Annotated in this window: 14 protein-coding genes and 1 riboswitch; of the genes, 3 read left to right on the top strand and 11 right to left on the bottom strand. The window is 66.6% G+C overall.

All coding sequences use genetic code 11. The annotated features are described in order from the left end of the window. Window positions 1-202: 202 nt before the first annotated feature. The 8 genes from ACTJJK_RS00590 to ACTJJK_RS00555 all read right to left on the bottom strand — a co-directional run bounded on the left by ACTJJK_RS00590 (window position 203) and on the right by ACTJJK_RS00555 (window position 8519). The gene (locus ACTJJK_RS00590) at window positions 203-2170 is read right to left on the bottom strand and encodes an AsmA family protein (RefSeq protein WP_440729188.1); all 1968 of its coding nucleotides are present in this window, start codon (window positions 2168-2170) and stop codon (window positions 203-205) included. 142 nt (window positions 2171-2312) lie between these two features. Further along, window positions 2313-2978, bottom strand: coding sequence for a PAQR family membrane homeostasis protein TrhA (gene trhA, locus ACTJJK_RS00585; RefSeq protein ID WP_051885392.1), 666 nt, complete (start codon window positions 2976-2978; stop codon window positions 2313-2315). Between the two features lie 220 nt (window positions 2979-3198). Continuing rightward, entirely contained in the window at window positions 3199-3438 is a 240-nt protein-coding gene (locus ACTJJK_RS00580) for a hypothetical protein (protein ID WP_051885393.1), read from the bottom strand. Between the two features lie 146 nt (window positions 3439-3584). Beyond that, window positions 3585-3839 carry a hypothetical protein gene (locus ACTJJK_RS00575; RefSeq protein ID WP_440729187.1) on the bottom strand — a complete coding sequence of 85 codons (255 nt, stop codon included), beginning with the start codon at window positions 3837-3839 and terminating at the stop codon, window positions 3585-3587. Between the two features lie 178 nt (window positions 3840-4017). Continuing rightward, the gene (locus ACTJJK_RS00570) at window positions 4018-4506 is read right to left on the bottom strand and encodes a hypothetical protein (protein WP_440729186.1); all 489 of its coding nucleotides are present in this window, start codon (window positions 4504-4506) and stop codon (window positions 4018-4020) included. After that, window positions 4506-6110, bottom strand: coding sequence for a peptide chain release factor 3 (locus tag ACTJJK_RS00565; protein WP_031373992.1), 1605 nt, complete (start codon window positions 6108-6110; stop codon window positions 4506-4508). The genes ACTJJK_RS00570 and ACTJJK_RS00565 overlap by 1 nt, the downstream gene beginning before the upstream one ends. A 329-nt stretch (window positions 6111-6439) precedes the next feature. Then, the gene (locus tag ACTJJK_RS00560; RefSeq protein ID WP_223619857.1) at window positions 6440-7366 is read right to left on the bottom strand and encodes a peptidoglycan DD-metalloendopeptidase family protein; all 927 of its coding nucleotides are present in this window, start codon (window positions 7364-7366) and stop codon (window positions 6440-6442) included. A 52-nt stretch (window positions 7367-7418) separates the two neighbouring features. After that, window positions 7419-8519, bottom strand: coding sequence for a hypothetical protein (locus ACTJJK_RS00555; protein ID WP_031373994.1), 1101 nt, complete (start codon window positions 8517-8519; stop codon window positions 7419-7421). Window positions 8520-8647: 128 nt separating this feature from the next. Continuing rightward, a riboswitch (SAM riboswitch) is annotated at window positions 8648-8768 on the top strand. A 67-nt stretch (window positions 8769-8835) separates the two neighbouring features. Between ACTJJK_RS00555 and metX the strand changes: the two genes are divergently transcribed. The 3 genes from metX to ACTJJK_RS00540 are packed head-to-tail and all read left to right on the top strand — an operon-like array spanning window position 8836 to window position 12271. Beyond that, window positions 8836-9903, top strand: coding sequence for a homoserine O-succinyltransferase MetX (gene metX / locus ACTJJK_RS00550; protein ID WP_440729185.1), 1068 nt, complete (start codon window positions 8836-8838; stop codon window positions 9901-9903). Continuing rightward, window positions 9900-11141, top strand: a complete 1242-nt coding sequence (locus tag ACTJJK_RS00545) for an O-succinylhomoserine (thiol)-lyase (protein WP_440729184.1) — start codon at window positions 9900-9902, stop codon at window positions 11139-11141. The genes metX and ACTJJK_RS00545 overlap by 4 nt, the downstream gene beginning before the upstream one ends. Then, complete coding sequence (locus ACTJJK_RS00540) at window positions 11138-12271, top strand: homoserine dehydrogenase (RefSeq protein ID WP_440729183.1); 1134 nt, start codon at window positions 11138-11140, stop codon at window positions 12269-12271. The genes ACTJJK_RS00545 and ACTJJK_RS00540 overlap by 4 nt, the downstream gene beginning before the upstream one ends. A 367-nt stretch (window positions 12272-12638) precedes the next feature. On the opposite strand, the gene ACTJJK_RS00535 is transcribed toward ACTJJK_RS00540, so the two are convergent. From ACTJJK_RS00535 to ACTJJK_RS00525, 3 genes are all read right to left on the bottom strand, one after another. Then, entirely contained in the window at window positions 12639-13055 is a 417-nt protein-coding gene (locus ACTJJK_RS00535; RefSeq protein ID WP_440729182.1) for a hypothetical protein, read from the bottom strand. Between the two features lie 634 nt (window positions 13056-13689). Then, entirely contained in the window at window positions 13690-15747 is a 2058-nt protein-coding gene (locus tag ACTJJK_RS00530; protein ID WP_051885447.1) for a glycosyl hydrolase family 18 protein, read from the bottom strand. A gap of 1088 nt (window positions 15748-16835) precedes the next feature. Continuing rightward, window positions 16836-17171, bottom strand: a complete 336-nt coding sequence (locus tag ACTJJK_RS00525) for a hypothetical protein (protein WP_440729181.1) — start codon at window positions 17169-17171, stop codon at window positions 16836-16838. Window positions 17172-17261 lie beyond the last annotated feature (90 nt).

Below are 17261 nucleotides of genomic sequence, written 5' to 3'. Positions count from 1 at the left end.
CATCCTTGTCCTATCGAAAAACGGCGCACGTCCTGTGCGCCGCCCTCCGGGTCTCCACTTGACCGGCAAAGCGGCAAAGCAGATCAAAATCACGGCAACGGCAACGGCAACGGCAACGGCAACGGCAACGGCCACAGCCACAGCCACAGCCACAGCCACGCCTGATGTTTAGGTCATGGTTTAAGCATCAAACAGCGACCGCTCAATTCACCACATGCCCCGCACAGCCCGCATCCTTGCCTGGGCCGAGTTCGATCGTTGCCAGCAATGCCGCCGGCGGCGCGATGCTGCCCAGCGCCACTGCGACGGCGCCGCGCAGGCCGAGGCGTTTGAAATCCGGGCGGGCGTTGGGATGCTTGAAGCTGCCGGTGACGGTCAGCGGCGTGCGCAATGCGAACAGGCTGCGGTCTTTCGGGCGCGGACGGATCAGCAGGTCGAGTTTTTCCTCGCCCAGGTCGATCGTGCCGCTGCCGACCAGGATGGTGTCGCTGGTGTCGAAGGCCAGCGCGCGCGCGGTCATGACGCCGTCGGCGACGGTGAAATCGCCGAAGGCGCAGCGGATCGGGATCTTGCGGTCCTGGGTCAGCTTGAACTTGAGGATCTCGGCCAGGTCGAGCCCGGCGAATTCCATCAGCAGGTTGCTGATCTGGCCTTGGCCCATGCCGACGGCGACGTTGCCGTCGCTGCTGGCGAGCATCGTCGCAATCGAATTGCCGTTGCCGGCCAGGGCGATGCGCCCGCCGACCTTGCCGACGGCGTCTTCGGCGAGTTTGACCTTGGGCAGCAGCTTGGCAAGGGTCAGCTTGCGCGCGGTGATGTCGGCGCGGGTGCGGATCGGGGTGCGGCGCGCGTCCATCGTGATGATCGAGCGGATGTCGCCGTCGGCGACGCCGAAGTTCAACGGGTCGAGTTTCAACAGGCCGTTCTCGAGCAGCAGATGCGCCTGCATGTCGTCGAGCGGCCAACCCGGCGCTTCGATACGCGCGGCCTTGAGCTTTACGTCCGCATCCATCGCCCGCAACTTGTCGAGCCGATACGGCGTGGCGGGCAACAGCTTAGGGCTAGCGTCCAGGCGCGCATGTTCGGCGGCGAGTTCGGGGTTGGTGCTTTCGCCGCGCCCGGTCTGCGGGGGCGCTCCGACGAAGCCGGCGAGGTCGTCGAGATCCAGGCGCTTGGACACCAGGTCGGCGCGCAGATAGGGACGCGGGCCGCCGGTATCGACGCTGGCGCTGCCGGCCAGATCGCTGTCGCCGACGTTGCCGGTGAAGCGGTCGTAATGCCAGCGCACGCCATCGCGGCTCAGGCGGCCGTCGAGCGCATAAGGCGGCGTCGGCGGAATCGCGATGCCGATCAGCGGATACAGATCGGCGAGGTTCTTGCCGGCGAGGGCGAGTTGCAGATCGAAATCGCGCAGATGGAAGGGATCGACGAGTTCGCCGCGCGCGTGCGCACGGGTAGCGCCGGCCGCGGCGCGCAGGTTCAGTCGATACGGGCGTTGCGCATCGCGCAGCGCCAGCGGCGATTCGGCGCGGCCTTCGAGGGTGAAGCGGTTGTTCTTCCAGCGTCCGCCGCCTTCGATCTCGACCGGCGGCGCGGCGTCCTCGCGTTGCGCCGCACGGCTGGCGACGGCCAGGTCGATGTCGGTCTTGCCGGCGGCGTCGAGGAATTGCAGACGCCCGTCGTCGATCCAGACGCGTCGGAACACCGGCAATTCGCCGTTGCCGGCGCGATCGAACACCCAGTTGCCGCCGTGCTTGGGATCGGTCTGCAGATTCACTCGCGGCCGGATCAGGCGGATGTCGGGGATGCGGATGTCGCCCTTGAGCAAGGGCCAGAATTCCACCGCGATTTCCAGACGCTGCGCCGAAGCCATCAGCGGTTGCTTGGCCCACTCGGCATTGGCGAAGCTCAGGCCGTCGGCGCGGATGACCGGCACGCGTCCTAGATCGACATCGAGATTGCCGGCGATCTCGAAACGTCGGCCGGTGCGCACTTCGACCTGGCGTTCGATCGTGCCCTTGAACCAGTTCCAGTCCCACAGCAGGAGCAGCACAACGATGGCGAGTGCGAGCACGCCGAGCAGCGCGCGCCAGGGATGGCGGCGCAGACGGGTCTGCCACGACTGCTCGGCAGGCGCGGGCGCAGACGGGGGAGGCGGAGAGTCGCTCATGGCATGAAGCGCTTGGGCCGATCGTGCCGGCGATACCTACGCCATCGGCCCGCGCGGCGGGACCTGGTCGCTACGATGGCCTCACCATTGCGGCAGGGCGGTAAAGCGAAGGTGAATACGCCGTGGACGCGACGTGCGGTGTTCAGGCCGGCGAGGGGACGACCTGGGCGAACACCGAGATGTAATGGCAGACGCTGCCGGCGACCACGAACAAATGCCAGATCGCATGTGAATAGCGCAGCGAGGGACGGTGATAGAACACCGTGCCGAGCGTGTAGCAAAGGCCGCCGGCCAGCAGCCAGCTCAGGGTCCAGACGTCGAGCGCGTTGAGCAGGGGCTTGATCGCGACCAGCACCAGCCAGCCCATCGCGATGTAGATCATCGTCGACAGCAGCTTGAAGCGGCCGGTATAGAACAGCTTGAACACGATGCCGGCGAAGGCCAGGCCCCAGATCGCCGCGAACAGGCCCCAGCCCCAGGGGCCGCGCAGGCCGATCAGGGTGAACGGCGTGTAGGTGCCGGCGATCAGCAGATAGATCGCGCAATGGTCGAAGACCTTGAGCCGCCCCTTGAGCACGGGATGCTGGATCGCGTGGTACAGGGTCGAGGCCAGATACAGCAGCAACAGGCTGATCCCGAACACGATCGCGCTGCCGAGTTGCCAGGCGTCGCCGTAGATCGCGGTCAGGGTGATCATGACCGCGCCGCCGGCCAATGCGGCGGTGGCGCCGAGACCGTGGGTCAGTGCGTTGGCGATCTCTTCGCGGATCGAGTGGTCGCCGTGAGCGGGGGCATGGGCGATAGGCATGGTCCCAGCATCCTAGCGCGGTCTGGGGCCAATGCTCGCAGTCAGGATGAAAGGACAGGGACGGTAAGGTGCCCGCGGTCCGGTTTCGCGACCCGGATCACGGGCGCAGGCAGGCCAGAGCGTCTGGCCTGCCGGAAGCACGGCCCTCGCGCAGAGGACATGGCGGTTCGATCCGGCCCGGAGCGGCGAGCCCCGGGCCGGATCGGACCGGAGACGCAGGTCAGGCGGCCGGGACCGCGGCCATGTGGCTCATCGACGGCATGCCGACGATCAACAGGACGATGCCGACGATATAGAGGATCAGCGGAATCTTGTTCTGGGCGAAGTTCATGATCGCGAATACCACGGCCACGAACGGAATCAGCAGCGAACCCAGTCCCCACCAGATGTTCTTGCGAAACGCGTTGACGATGATCCACAGACCGCCGATCAGGCACAACACGATACCCAAGTAATACATACGTCCCCCTCCAGGTTGGATGTCGGCTCGACTGCCCGACGGGCCGATGCTAGTCGATGCTGCCGCGCAGCATCGGCGAAACGCGGTGCCGCGCCGCAAATGCGCGTGGGAAGCCGGACCGCAGGGCGAGGCGGCGACAGGCTGGATCAGGGGGCGTAGACCACGTTGTCGGACAGGTACATCTGCGCGATGTTGATCGCGAAAAGGACGGATCCGGCGGCGTACAGCAGCAGCGGGGTCTTGCTCTTATGCCAATGGATGATGCCGAAGACGAGCAGGACGGGCGAAACCAACAACGAACCCAGTCCCCACCAGATGTTTTCCTGGAAGGCCAACACCAACAGCCATAGACCGCCGATCGCGAGCAGGGCCAGGCTGAGAATCAGAAGCGCCAACATCATGTCGAACTCTCCTTGTGACCGGCGTCCTGCCGGCGCGGCCATGCTAGCGAATTTCGAGTGCGCAGGGAGCGCCCGGGAAGGTCGCAGCGCCCGAGCGACGGCCGCTTTCGCAGTGCCATGGCGCGCGGACTGGAGCGTCGGGACCGTCGGGCCGTGGCGACGGAGCGTTCGGGTTCGATCAATCGAGCGTGTTCAAACGGCGGACCCGGCGCAGTCGTCGCAGAATCTTGTGCGGCCGGTCGAAGCGGTATTCCTCGACTTCGACCGTCAGCCCGCCGTCTTCGCCGAGCGCCTCGCGCATCGCATAGAGGCGGCCGTTGCCTTCGAAGGCGAGCCAGCGCTCGCCGTCGCGTACGACCTTGATTTGCGAGACCGAAGGGATGATTTCGTTCAAGGTCGCCAGGTCGAGCTGCCCGCGTGCAAGCAGTTCCTCGCGCCGCGCTCGCAAAGCCTGCGCCCGCGCATGGGTGGCTTGCAGCGCCGATTCGCGGTCGATGCGGTGGATCGGCTGCAGGGCGCGCAACGGCACCATCGCCTGGGCCTTGCCGCTGCGCAAGCGATGAATGTCCATCACCACCTTGGCCATGTAGGCGTCTTTATAGTCGAGCGCGGCGACTTCGCTGCGCTTGCCCATCAAGTACAGCCACCACCGCCGCAGCGCCGACATCAGTCCAGCGCCACCGCGTGCGCGTGTTCGCGCGTGGCGAGGAATTCGACGCCCGGTGCGCGCTCCTGGGCCAGCTGCAGATTGACCCGGGTCGGCGCCAGATAGACCAGTTGCCCGGCCGCGTCGAGCGACAGGTTGAGCGCGTTCTTGTCGCGGAATTCCTCGAGCTTCTTGGCGTCGTTGCAGCGGATCCAGCGCGCGGTCGCCACGCCGACCTGCTCGAAGCTCGCATCCACGCCGTACTCGTCCTTGAGGCGGTAGGCGACGACGTCGAACTGCAGCACGCCGACCGCGCCGAGGATCAGGTCGTTGCTCATCAGCGGCCGGAAGAACTGGGTCGCGCCTTCTTCCGACAACTGCGCCAGGCCCTTCTGCAACTGCTTGAGCTTGAGCGGGTCGCGCAGGCGCGCGCGGCGGAACAGTTCCGGGGCGAAGTTCGGGATGCCGGTGAAGGCGAGCGCCTCGCCTTCGCTGAAACTGTCGCCGATCGAGATGGTGCCGTGGTTGTGGATGCCGATGACGTCGCCCGGGAACGCGCTTTCGGCGATCTCGCGGTCGCTGGCCATGAAGGTCAGGGCGTTGGCGAGCTTCACTTCCTTGCCGGTACGGGCATGGAAGGCCTTCATGCCGGCGCTGAACTTGCCCGAGCAGATGCGCATGAAGGCGACCCGGTCGCGGTGCTGCGGGTCCATGTTGGCCTGGATCTTGAACACGAAGCCGCTGAGCTTGTTTTCGGCGGGCTGCACTTCGCGGGTGGTGGTCTCGCGCGGCTTCGGCGACGGGGCGTGCTCGATGAAGAAATCCAGCAGCAGCTGCACGCCGAAGTTGTTGACCGCCGAGCCGAAGAACACCGGGGTCTGTTCGCCGGCCAGGTACTTGGCCTTGTCGAACGGATGCGAGGCGCCTTCGACCAGTTCCAGTTCCTCGCGCAGCTCGGCCAGCATCGCCGCGCCGATGCGCGCTTCGAACGCCGGATCGTCGATGGAGGCGTAGATGGTCGAGTCCTGGCGGGTGAAATTGCGGCCCTGCTCGTACAGATGCACTTCGCCGCTGATCAGGTGGACCACGCCCTTGAGGCGCTGGCCCATGCCGATCGGCCAGGTGATCGGCGCGCACTGGATGCCGAGCACCGATTCGACCTCGTCGAGCAGATCGATGGGGTTCTTGCCTTCGCGGTCGAGCTTGTTGATGAAGCTCATGATCGGCGTGTCGCGCAGGCGGCAGACTTCCATGAGCTTGATCGTGCGTTCCTCGACGCCCTTGGCGACGTCGATGACCATCAGCGCCGAGTCGACCGCGGTCAGCACGCGGTAGGTGTCCTCGCCGAAGTCGGCGTGGCCGGGGGTGTCGAGCAGGTTGACGATGCGGCCCTCGTAGGGGAACTGCATCACCGAGGAGGTGACCGAGATGCCGCGTTCCTTTTCCAGGGCCATCCAGTCCGAGGTGGCATGGCGCGCGGCCTTGCGGCCCTTGACCGAGCCGGCCATCTGGATGGCGCCGCCGAACAGCAACAGCTTTTCGGTCAACGTGGTCTTGCCGGCGTCGGGGTGCGAAATGATCGCGAACGTGCGGCGGCGGAGGGCTTCTTGGGAGACTTCGGACATGGGAACGGCGCGCCCGGGGCGCGTCGGGAGGCAAGAGGAAGGGCGGAAGTATACCCGGGCGGCGCGCCGGGGCCGGGCAGGGCGTCGACGATGGCCGGATCGCCGAGGGTGGGGCTCTTCTCGGGGTAGGAGCGGCGCGAGCCGCGACCGCGGGGCTACTACGGTTTGCGTGGCGGCGGGCCTGGATCGCGGCTCGCCGCCGTTGCTACGGGAGGCAACCGAGCAGGTGCCGAGGGTAAGAGCAGGGCTGCGGAGAGTTGCGTCGCGGCGAGGGGGGACGCGGTCGCGGCTTACGCCGCTCCTACATCGACCATCGCGGGCGGACAGCCTCAGCGCGTGCCACCGCTCAGGCGCAGCGGGCCTTGCGGGCCGCTCATGCGGAAGGGGATCGATTCGAGCTTCATGCCGCGATTGATCTGTACGGCGAAATGCAGGTGCGGGCCGGTGCTGAAGCCGGTGTTGCCGGACAGGCCGATCTGCTGGCCGGCGCGCACGCGCTGGCCGGTGCGGACCAGCACGCCACCGTCGGCCTTGAGGTGGGCGTACAGGGCCATGCTGCCGTCGTCGTGGAGAATGCGGACGAAGTTGGCGCGGTCGCTGAACTTTTCCAGATTGAGCCCAGCCTTGTCGAAATCGGACTCGACCTGCATCACCGAGCCGTCGCGCGCGGCCAGCACCGGGGTGCCGATGTCGGCGGCGAAATCGACGGCGTAGCGGTGTTCGGGTTCGGTGTGGCTGAAATGGCCGCCATAGCCCTGGTCGATGCGGAATTGCTGCTGTTGCAACGGCAGCAGGTAATCGACGTTCTGCGCGCGCGCTGCCGGGTCGCCCGGCGTGCTGCGCAGGCTCAATTCGAAGTCGCCGCCGCGGGTCGGGTCCTGGGCGCTGAGCACCGCCACCACGGCGCTGCCGCGCGCGGCCACGGTTGCGTAGGCGGGTAACGAGGGCGAGCCGGCGATGTTATTGCTGTGGGTGAAGTCGAGGCGGACTTCGATCGGCCCGGACAGGCTGTTGTCGGCCCAGGCCAGGTAGCGGTCGCCGTCCTGCTGCACGCGCAGGCGCGCGATCGCGCCGGGTTCGGCGCGGAACGGGATCACCTGGACTTCCGACGGCGGCGCCGCCCCCGGCGGACGATCGCCGTAATGGCTGACGCCGCTGCGGTCGGTCCAGCGGTAAAGCTTGGCCGCCTGCACCGCCGGTACGGCGAGCAGGCTGGCGCAAAGGCAGGTGGCGAGCAGGGCGGAAAGGCGCGGCATGGTCGGGTTCGAAGGACGGCGTCGGTGCGGCGTGGAATAGGTAGCTAGAGTGTCAGTTCAGGCAGCCGGACTGCAGTTGCAGAGAGCGGGCGACGTCGCCGAGGTCGAACGCGGTCACCGAGCGGTCGTCGTGCACCGCATACAAGGCCCCGGTCGGGAACGCGGTCGTGCCGGCGGCGTGCAGGGCGATGCCGTCGGTGTGGGCGGTGACCTCGCCGCTGAAGCTGCCTTGCGGCACCAGGGTGACGCGGTCGAACACATGGAAGATCGTACGCGGCATCAGCTGGTCCACGGCGATCCAGTATCCGGCGCCGTTCGGGCAGCTCCACAAGGCCACGCCTTCGGCCTGGGCGTCGAAGCTGCGGTCGGGCAGGCGACGGCCCGTGTAACGGCCGGCCAGGGTGTATTCGCGCAGGGTCGAGAGATGGCGGTCGTCTTCGTCGGCGATCAGCAGGCGGTCGTTGGCCGGGTCGCCGGCGATCGATTCGACCACGCGCAGGGCGGCGTCCTCGGTGGTGTCGCCGAAGGAACCGACGTACTCGCTGCGCATCGCATCGCCATCGTCGAAGTGGATCTTGTAGCGGCGCACGCGCTGATCGAGCTCGGTCAAGGCCGGCACCCGGTCGAACTTGTCGCCGTACATGAAGCTGTCGGTGATGTAGGCCTCGAGCTCGCCCGGGGCGATCTCGTTGAGCCACACGCCGTAGGGGCTGCGCAACTCGGCGTCGCCGAAGCTGCCGAGCGGGGCGAAGTCGGGCAGGCGCAACACCTGCACGCGGTGGTTGTCGCGCTCGACCACGAACAGGTGATCGCCGAACACGGTCAGCCCGTTCGGGCGCTTGAACTGGCCGAGCGCCTGGCCCTTCGCGCCGACCGTGCGCAGGCGTTGGCCGCTGTCGGCGTCGTAGACCGCCAGGCGGTGAGTCGACTTGGCGCTGGCGATCAGCCAGGTGGCGCCGTTCTCGGTCGGCCAGGTCGCCAGCGAATCGAGTTCGTCCTCCGGGCTTTCGGCCGAAACGAAGCGTTCGGGGACGATCCGCACCCCGGCCGGGCCGGCGCTGGTGGTGCGGGTTTCCGATTCCAGGACGGGGCGGGTGGCGCAGGCCGACAGCAGGACGGTGGTCAGGACGGCGGCAACGAGGCGGCTATTCATCATTCCAAGTGTATGCGCGGGCGGTGGCAACGGGGCGGCGACCGTGAAGGTCGAGTGAGGCTACATGATAAATCGCTATATGCGGATGAAGCGATTGACACGCCTTCCGCCGGTCGGCAGACTGAGGCCATCCATCGAGACCGGCTGAGGGACAGGCCCTTAGAAGCCGGGGCAACCCAACGCAGCGCAAGCTGCGTGAAGGTGCCAATTCCTGCGGCCCGCCTCATGGCGTTGGTCGGAAGATGGTTGCGAAGTGCGCTTCCGGCGCACTTGCGACTTGCAAGCTCGGTGGGCCCGTTCACTTCGGATGACCGCCATGAGCTTCGCCAACAGCCCCGCCGCCACGTTCGAACGCAGCGACAGCTTCGTTTCCTATGCGTCGCCCGCAATCGTTTCCCCCGACGTGTTCGAGCGCACCGGCCGTGCCGCCGCCACCCGAGGCGAGATCGCCGTCGAACTGGATCTGCGCCATTCCGGCCGCCGCAGCCTGACCTTGCGCTACGAAACCCAGGGCGACCGCAGCCTGCCGGCCTTGTTCGTCGCCGGCGGCATTTCCGCCCATCGCCACCTCGCGCCGAGCCGCGAGTTCGGCGAGCAGGGCTGGTGGCAGAGCCAGGTCGGCCATGGCCGTTCGCTGGACCCGTCCCAGTATTACTTGGTCTCGTTCGACTGGATCGGTGCCGACGGCACCCTCGACGTGGCGCTGGATCCGGCCGACCAGGCCGACGCCATCGCCGCGTTGCTCGACGCGCTGCGCATCGAGCGCCTGCAGGCTTTCATCGGTTATTCCTACGGCGCCATGGTCGGCCTGCAGTTCGCCTCGCGGCATGCTTCGCGCCTGGGCGAACTGGTCTCGATCAGCGGCACTCACCGCGCCCATCCCTATGCCGCCGCCTGGCGTGCGCTGCAACGCCGTGCGGTCGCGCTGGGCGCGCTGCAGTGCGACGAAAGCCAGGGCCTGGCGCTGGCGCGCGAACTGGCGGTGCTGAGCTATCGCACCCCGGAAGAATTCGCCGAGCGTTTCGGCAATGCCGAAGTCCGCGACGGCCGCGTCCGCGTCGCCGCCGAGGACTACCTCGACCATTGCGGCAACAAGTACGTCGCGCGCACTCCGACCACCGCCTTCCTGCGCCTGTCCGAATCGATCGACCTGCAGCAGATCGATCCCTCGACGATCCAGGTGCCGGTCACCGTGGTCGCGGTCAGCGAGGATCGTTTAATCCCGCTCAGCGAGTCCTACGACCTGATCGAACGTCTGCGCGGCGAAACCCGTCTGCGCGTGCTGCGTTCCATCTACGGGCACGACGCGTGCCTGAAAGAAGAATCCGACATCAACACCATCCTGCGCGAAGCGCTGGCCGACTGTACGCAGGTGGCCGCATGAGCATTCAGAACAACGGAGCGGCATCAGTGACCACGACCCCCAGCACGACCCCCACCCGCAGCACCTGCACCGCCGCCGTGCGCGCCGGCATCGACCGCGACACCGCCTACGGTGCGGTGACGCCGCCGATCGTGCTGTCGTCGAACTTCAGCTTCGCCGGCTTCAACGACAAGCGCCAATACGACTACACCCGTAGCGGCAACCCCACCCGCGACCTGCTCGGCGAAGCGCTGGCCGAACTGGAAGGCGGCGCCGGCGGCGTCATCACCTCGACCGGCATGTCCGCGATCACCCTGGTGCTGCACGCCTTCCTCAAGCCCGGCGACCGCATCGTGGTGCCGCACGACGGCTACGGCGGCAGCTGGCGCCTGTTCAATGCGCTGGCGGCGAAGGGCGCGTTCGAGCTGATCACCGCCGACCTGACCGACCCGCGTTCGCTGACCGAAGCGCTGGCGACCAAGCCGGCCGTGGTCTGGATCGAAACCCCGTCGAACCCGCTGCTGCGCATTACCGACCTGCGCTTCGTGATCGAGGCCGCGCACGCCCAGGGCGCGCTGACCGTGGTCGACAACACCTTCCTGTCGCCGGCGCTGCAGCGCCCGATCGCGTTCGGCGCCGACCTGGTCGTGCATTCGACCACCAAGTACATCAACGGCCACAGCGACGTCGTCGGCGGCGCCGTGGTCGCCAAGAACGCCGAGCATCACCAGCAGCTGACCTGGTGGGCCAATGCGCTCGGCCTGACCGGCTCGCCGTTCGACGCCTTCCTGACCCTGCGCGGCCTGCGCACCCTCGATGCGCGCCTGCGCGTGCACCAGGAAAACACCCTGGCCATCGCGACCCTGCTCGACAACCATCCGGCCGTGCGCGTGGTGCATTACCCGGGCCTGGAATCGCATCCGGGGCATGCGCTCGCCGCGCGCCAGCAGAAGGGCTTCGGCGCGATGCTCAGCGTCGAGATCGAAGGCGGCGAAGATGCAGTGCGGGCTTTCGTCGAAGGGCTGACCTGTTTCACTCTGGCCGAATCGCTGGGCGGCGTCGAAAGCCTGATCGCGCATCCGGCGACCATGACCCATGCCGCGATGTCGCTGGAAGCGCGCACCGCCGCCGGCATCAGCGACGGCCTGCTGCGGCTGTCGATCGGCATCGAGCACGTCGACGACCTGGTCGCCGATCTCGAAGCCGCGCTCGAACGTGCCGCCGCTGCGGTGGCCACGGCGGCGCGCGTCAAACGATGAGCGTCGCGGCCAGCGCCCTGCACGGGCAGGTTTCGCAGGCGCGGCCGCGCTCGACTGCCGCCGCGGCCCACGCCGCGCCGGCGCGGGTCGCCTTGCTCGGCACCGGCACGGTCGGCGGCGCAGTGATCGCGCGGCTGGCCTCGTGGCGCGGCACCGCGCTCGGCGAGCGCCTGTCGCTGGTGCATGTCGCCAACTCGCGCCGCGCCGCGGTCGGCCTCGACGGCATCGCGCCCGAGCGGGCGGTCGCCGCCCTGGCCGATTCGGCGCAGGCCAGTTCGCTGAGCGATATCGCCTTGGCGCTCGAAGGCGAGGGCGCGCGGGTGGTGATCGATGCGACCGCCAGCGAGGCCGTCGCCGAGCAGCATGCGCAGTGGTTGGCGCAAGGCATCCATGTGGTCACCGCTTGCAAGATCGGCCAGGGCACGTCCTTGACGCGTTGGCGCGCGATCCGCGAAGCCTGTGCGCAGGGCGGCAGCGGCTACGGCGACAGCGCCACCGTCGGCGCCGGGTTGCCGCTGCTGCGCAGCCTGCGCGAGTTGCAGGCTGGCGGCGACCGCATCCATGCCATCGCCGGCGTACTGTCGGGCTCGCTGGCCTGGCTGTTCAATCATTACGACGGCATGCGCCCGTTCTCGGCGCTGGTGCGCCAGGCGCGCGATGCCGGCTACACCGAGCCCGACCCGCGCGACGACCTGTCCGGCGAAGACGTGCGGCGCAAGCTGCTGATTCTCGCCCGCGCCGCCGGCGTGGTGTTGGACGCCGGCGACGTCGAAGTGTCCTCGCTGGTGCCGCCGGAGCTGGCGATCCTGTCGCGCGACGGCGTCGACGCGGCGCTGCCGGCGCTCGATGCGCCCTTGCGCGAGCGCTATGCCGAGGCCTACAAGAACGGCGAGAAGCTGCGCTTCATCGCCCGCCTCGAACGCGGCGAGGACGGCCGCGTTTCGGCGAGGGTCGGCCTGGAATCTTTGCCGGGCGACCATCCGCTGGCCGGTGGTGCGGGCACCGACAACAAGGTCGCCATCTGGTCGGATCGCTACAAAGTCCAGCCGCTGGTGATTCAGGGCCCGGGTGCGGGTGCGGAAGTCACCGCCGCCGGCTTGTTGGACGATGTGTTGCGGCTGGTGGGGTGAGGGGCGTCGTAGCGTGCCGCTTGCACGGGTAGGAGCGGCACCTGACAGGGATCTCCTGCGGTCACAAGCCGCGAAGACGTCGTCGCGGATCTGTGTCGGTACCGTCCGAGACCTCTGTAGGAGCGACGTGAGTCGCGACCGCGGGACGCGCAGAGAGCGCAATGCCGATGACGCCCATCGAAGCGACAAGCTTTCGCAGGGGTAGGAGCGGCGCGAGCCGCGACCGCAGTGTTTCGGTCTTGCGGCGCATCCATCAAGCAATACCAAGATCAAACGCCAAGAGCTTCCGCCACTAAAGCGGCGGGTTACTTTCTTTTGTCTAAAGCAACAAAAGAAAGGTAACCAAAGAAAAATGCTTTTCTGTTAATCAAGGGCCCGCGCGTTCGATGCCGACGCAGGGCTTTTTCATACGGGACATCCCTGTCCCGATGAAAAACGGCGCGCGTCCCTGCGCGCCGCCCTTCGGGTCTACTTTTGCCTTCGCAAGTGCGAGGCTGCGCACAGCAACAGCAACAGCAACAGCAACAGCAACAGCAACAGCAACAGAAACAGAAACAGAAACAGAAACAGAAACAGAAACAGCGCGACGGCTTGCTTGAGGCTTTTGGGTAGGAGCGGCGCGAGCCGCGACCGCGAATCCGCGGCTGCCGGCGCCGTGATCGTGGTTGCGCGGACGCGGCTTGTGACCGAAGGAAATCCAGTCGGGCGCCGCTCCTGCCCCTAGAGCGAGATTCGCCGTTGCCGTTGCCGGGATTTTGATTTGCTTTGCCGCTTTGCCGGTCAACTGGAGACCCGGAGGGCGGCGCACAGGATGTGCGCCGTTTTTCGATAGGACAAGGATGTCCTATCGAAAAATCCCGGCGTGGGCATCGCACTCGTGGCCTGTGCCCTTGCAAGGAGAGCCCTTTTCTTTGGTTAGCTTTCTTTTGGGCTTAGCAAAAGAAAGTAACCCGGCCGCGTCAGCGGACGGAAGCTCTGCTCTTGAAGTTGCTACATCGCTCTGCGGTAAGACACGCAGCAATCGCCGCGACGCGGTCGCGACTCGCGTCGCTCCTACCCTCGCGACAGTCTGCGGCCTCGATGAATAAGGGCAGCGGCGCAGCCTCTGCACATCCCGCGGTCGCGGCTCACGCCGCTCCTACAAGGGGGGCGGTGGACTGCGCCCCCCAAAAACGAAATCGGAGCGCCGATCGGGGGGATGATCGGCGCTCCGTTGCATATCACCGCGACGTATCGCTCGCCGCGGCTTTGCAAAACTGTACCGAGGACGCGCCAAGCGGCGTGCCTTCGTAGAACGTGTCGCGTAGAACGGTTGCGGCATCCACCTGCGGTGGGAAGCGCGATTCGATGTCCTCATCCGCAAGCCCTCTCCCGCGAGGGGAGAGGGCATTGTCGGGTGCGGATTACCTCATGCCGTCTTACTTCAGACCGTCGCTGACCGCGGTGGCCAGGCTGCCCTGGGCGTCGTCGCCGCTGAACTCCCAGAAGAATGCGCCGCCGAGGTTCTGCGCCTTCACGTAGGTCATCTTCTGGCCGATCACGGCCGGGGTGTCGTAGCTCCAGAACGTGGTGCCGTTGTACTTCCAGCTCGCAGTGGCGTTGGCGTCGGTGTGGACGGTGCCGGCGAGGTTCTTGAGGACCTTGTAGTCCTCGATGCCGGCTTCGTAGGTGCCCGGTGCCGCGGTGCCGCTCTGGTACAGGCCGTTATTGACGTTGGGCACGTTGGTCCAGCCGCGGCCGTAGAAGCCGATGCCGAGGTTGAGCTTGGAGGCCGGCACGCCGCGCGACAGGAAGGCTTCGATGGCGTCGTTGGAGTTGTAGAACTTCTGGTCGCCGGTCGAAGGATCGTTCGGCGAGGCGAACAGGGCCGAGTGATGGTTGGTCTTCGGATCCCACGCGCCGTGGAAGTCGTAGGTCATCACGTTGATGAAGTCGAGGTACTGGTGATACGCGGCCGGGTCGGTGACGCGGATCTTGTCGATGCCGGCGCCCACGGCGACGGTCAGCAACAGGCCCGGACGCACCGCATCGAGCTGCTTGCGGAACTCGGCCATCAGAGCGTTGAAGTTGGCCTTGTCCTCCGGCGCGCCGCAGGAAATGCCGCAGGCGACCGGGTATTCCCAATCGATGTCGATGCCGTCGAACACGCCGGCCGCCGCACCCGGGCCGCCCGCGCTGTCGGTGACCGGCAGGTTGCCCTTGATGTAGGCGTCGACGCAGGAGGCCACGAAGGCCTGGCGGTTCTCCGGACGCGCCGCGCTGGAGAAGCCGCGCGACCAGGTCCAGCCGCCGAGCGAAATCAGCACCTTGAGATTCGGGTGCTTGGCCTTGAGCTGCTTGAGCTGGTTCCAGTTGCCGCGCAGCTTCTGGTCCCAGGTGTCGCCGACGCCGCTGACGCTTTCGCCGGCCGGGAAGGACTTGGTGTAGTCGGCGAAGGCGTCGCCGCCGACGCCGGTGTTCGGATCGGAAGGCACGGTCAGGCCGACTTCGCAGCGGTTGTTGCGGACGTTGCCGAAGGCGTAGTTGATGTGGGTCATCTTCGCCGCCGAACCGCTGGTGTCGATGTTCTTGACCCGGTAGCCGCGGCCGTAGATGCCCCACTGGACGAAGTAGCCGATCACCTTCTTGTTGCCGCCCGGACCGGTCGGCTTGGTGGTGGCGCTGAACGATGCGCTCTGCGCCGAGGCGTTGCTGGCGTTGTCGCGCGCACGCACGGTGAAGCTGTAGCTGGTGCTGGCGGCCAGGCCGCTGCTGACATAGCTGTTGCCGCTCGGCGAGCCGACCAGGCTGCCGTTGCGGTAAACGTCGTAGCCGGCCACGCCGCTGCCGCCGGCGTTGTCGGTCGATGCGTTCCAGGCCAGCGAGATGCTGCTGGAGGTCTGCGACGGCGAGGACAGCCCACTCGGCACGCTCGGCGGCGTGGTGTCGGTGGGGCCGGCGCCGACGGTGATGCTGACCGCGGACGAAGTAGTGGTCGCGTTCTGGTTGTCCTTGGCCACTGCAGTGAAGCTGTGGTTGCCGGCGGTCGCGTTGTTCCAGCTCACGCCGTAGGGCGAGCTGGTATCGACGCCGAGCGAAGCGGTGCCGCGGAAGAACTCGACGCTGGCGATGCTGCCGTCGCTGTCGGCGGCGTTGGCGCTGACGGCGATGTTGGCGCCGGCGTTGTAGTTGGCGCCGTTGCTCGGCGCGGTCAGCGAAACGGTCGGCGACTGATTGCCGGGGCCGGTGCCGCAGACGCCCAGGTCGACGTACCAGCCGCAGCTCGGACAATGCGTCGGCGGCGTGTTCCAGATCTGCGTGGCGGCTTGATAGAGATGGTTCTGGTACGTCAGCTTGTCGCCGGCGTTGTAGATCGTGGATGGGTTCCAGGCAGGAACCCCGGTGCAGGACGCGCCCTGCGCATACGCTGTCGATAGCGACGACGCGGCGAACATGGCGGACAGCAACAGCAGGTTGGCGGACCGTGCGTGTCTCATGATGCTTCCTCTCTCCCGTGCATAGTCAAGACAGTGCCGGCCATGACCGGCCAGCGGCAGTTCCCCGCCGTGTTTGAAAAAAGGCCGTGGCCTTCCGTCCTGCATGGGAGGCTCGTGCCTCCTCGAGTGATCGGCGCTCGCGCCGTCGTGTGCTGTGCTGCGGTCCTGCGGCGTACTGCCGCCGTGGCGGCGCGACCGGTGCGATAGGCCGGTCGTACGCGGTGTCGCTGTGCGGCTGGGCCGCGATCCCTCGGCATCCTCCCTGCGATGACGCTGCGTTGGGTACGCCCGGACGGGCGCCTGCTCGCTGGTGGGCAAACTGGGCTCGTGTGACAACGTTGTCAACTCGTCATTCAAGCCTTTGCGCTCTGGTTCACAGAACGCCATGACAACGTTCGCCGAATGCAAAGGAATTTGCTGCGTCGCAGCGCGAAACGAAACTTGTTGATCTTGAAAAACAGTGACATAGAGGGATGTCTCAAAGACATTAATGCCCATCGCAGGTCATTGCCGGCGACAGTCGCGCGCTATGGCGCATTGCAGCATCGGGAGTGCGCGAGATGGCGGCGGTGCCGCGGGCGTCGATGAGGGGCGGTGCCGGCGACGCGTGTTCGCGACTTGTCAATGTCGCGCCGATGGCGGTCGCAGCTTGTCGGGTAGGAGCGGCGCAAGCCGCGACCGCGTTGTTTCGGGTTTGCTGCGTTTCTCTCAAGCAAGACCAAGATCAAACGCCAAAAGCTTCCGCCGCTGAAGCGGCGGGTTACTTTCTTTTGTCATAAGCAACAAAAGTCCGTCTGGATTCCCTTCGGTCAAAGGTAACCAAAGAAAAATGCTTTTCTTTGAATCACAGGCCCGCACGTTCGATGCCGACGCAGGGCTTTTTCATACGGGACGTCCCTGTCCCGATGAAAAACGGCCTGCATCCATGCAGGCCGCCCTCCGGGTCTTCGATTGCCTTCGCTAGTGCGAAGCTGCGCACAGCAACAGCAACAGCAACAGCAACAGCAACAGCGACGGCGACGGCGACGGTAATCGTACGGCTGCGACGGCTTGGGGGTAGGAGCGGGGTCCGATTGGATTTACTTCGGTCACAAGCTGCGACTACGGGGCGCGGCGAGTGCTTCGATGAGGCGGCGATTGAAGCGCTCGGGCGCTTCGACTTGCGGCGAACGGTCGAGTTCGTCGAATTCGATCAAGGTCGAGTGTGCGATGTTTCGGCTTGAGTTCGGCCGAGGCGAGATCGCGATTGATCGCGGATAGCCGAAGCCTTCGGGTTTCAGGCCGAACGAGGGGCGCCGCCGGTTCGGCAGCGCCCGACGACAGCGCGAGCAGCGCCGGCAATGCGGCGAGGATGGGTTTGCGCACCGGCGCTTCTCCTTGAAGGGGAAAATCCAAGCCGCGTCCCCACGGCGGTGATCGGCCAAGCCGACGCCCGGGCGACAGCATCGAGATCTGTTACAAATCGCCGCGCCGCTTGCCCCTATAGTCCGAGGCTTCCGGCGCACGGCCGGCCA

The sequence above is a fragment of the Lysobacter sp. 22409 genome, from assembly GCF_052045105.1.
Taxonomy (GTDB): domain Bacteria; phylum Pseudomonadota; class Gammaproteobacteria; order Xanthomonadales; family Xanthomonadaceae; genus Lysobacter; species Lysobacter antibioticus_B.
Note: the sequence above shows the minus strand (reverse complement) of the source record. Positions and strands in the feature narration are given on the sequence as shown.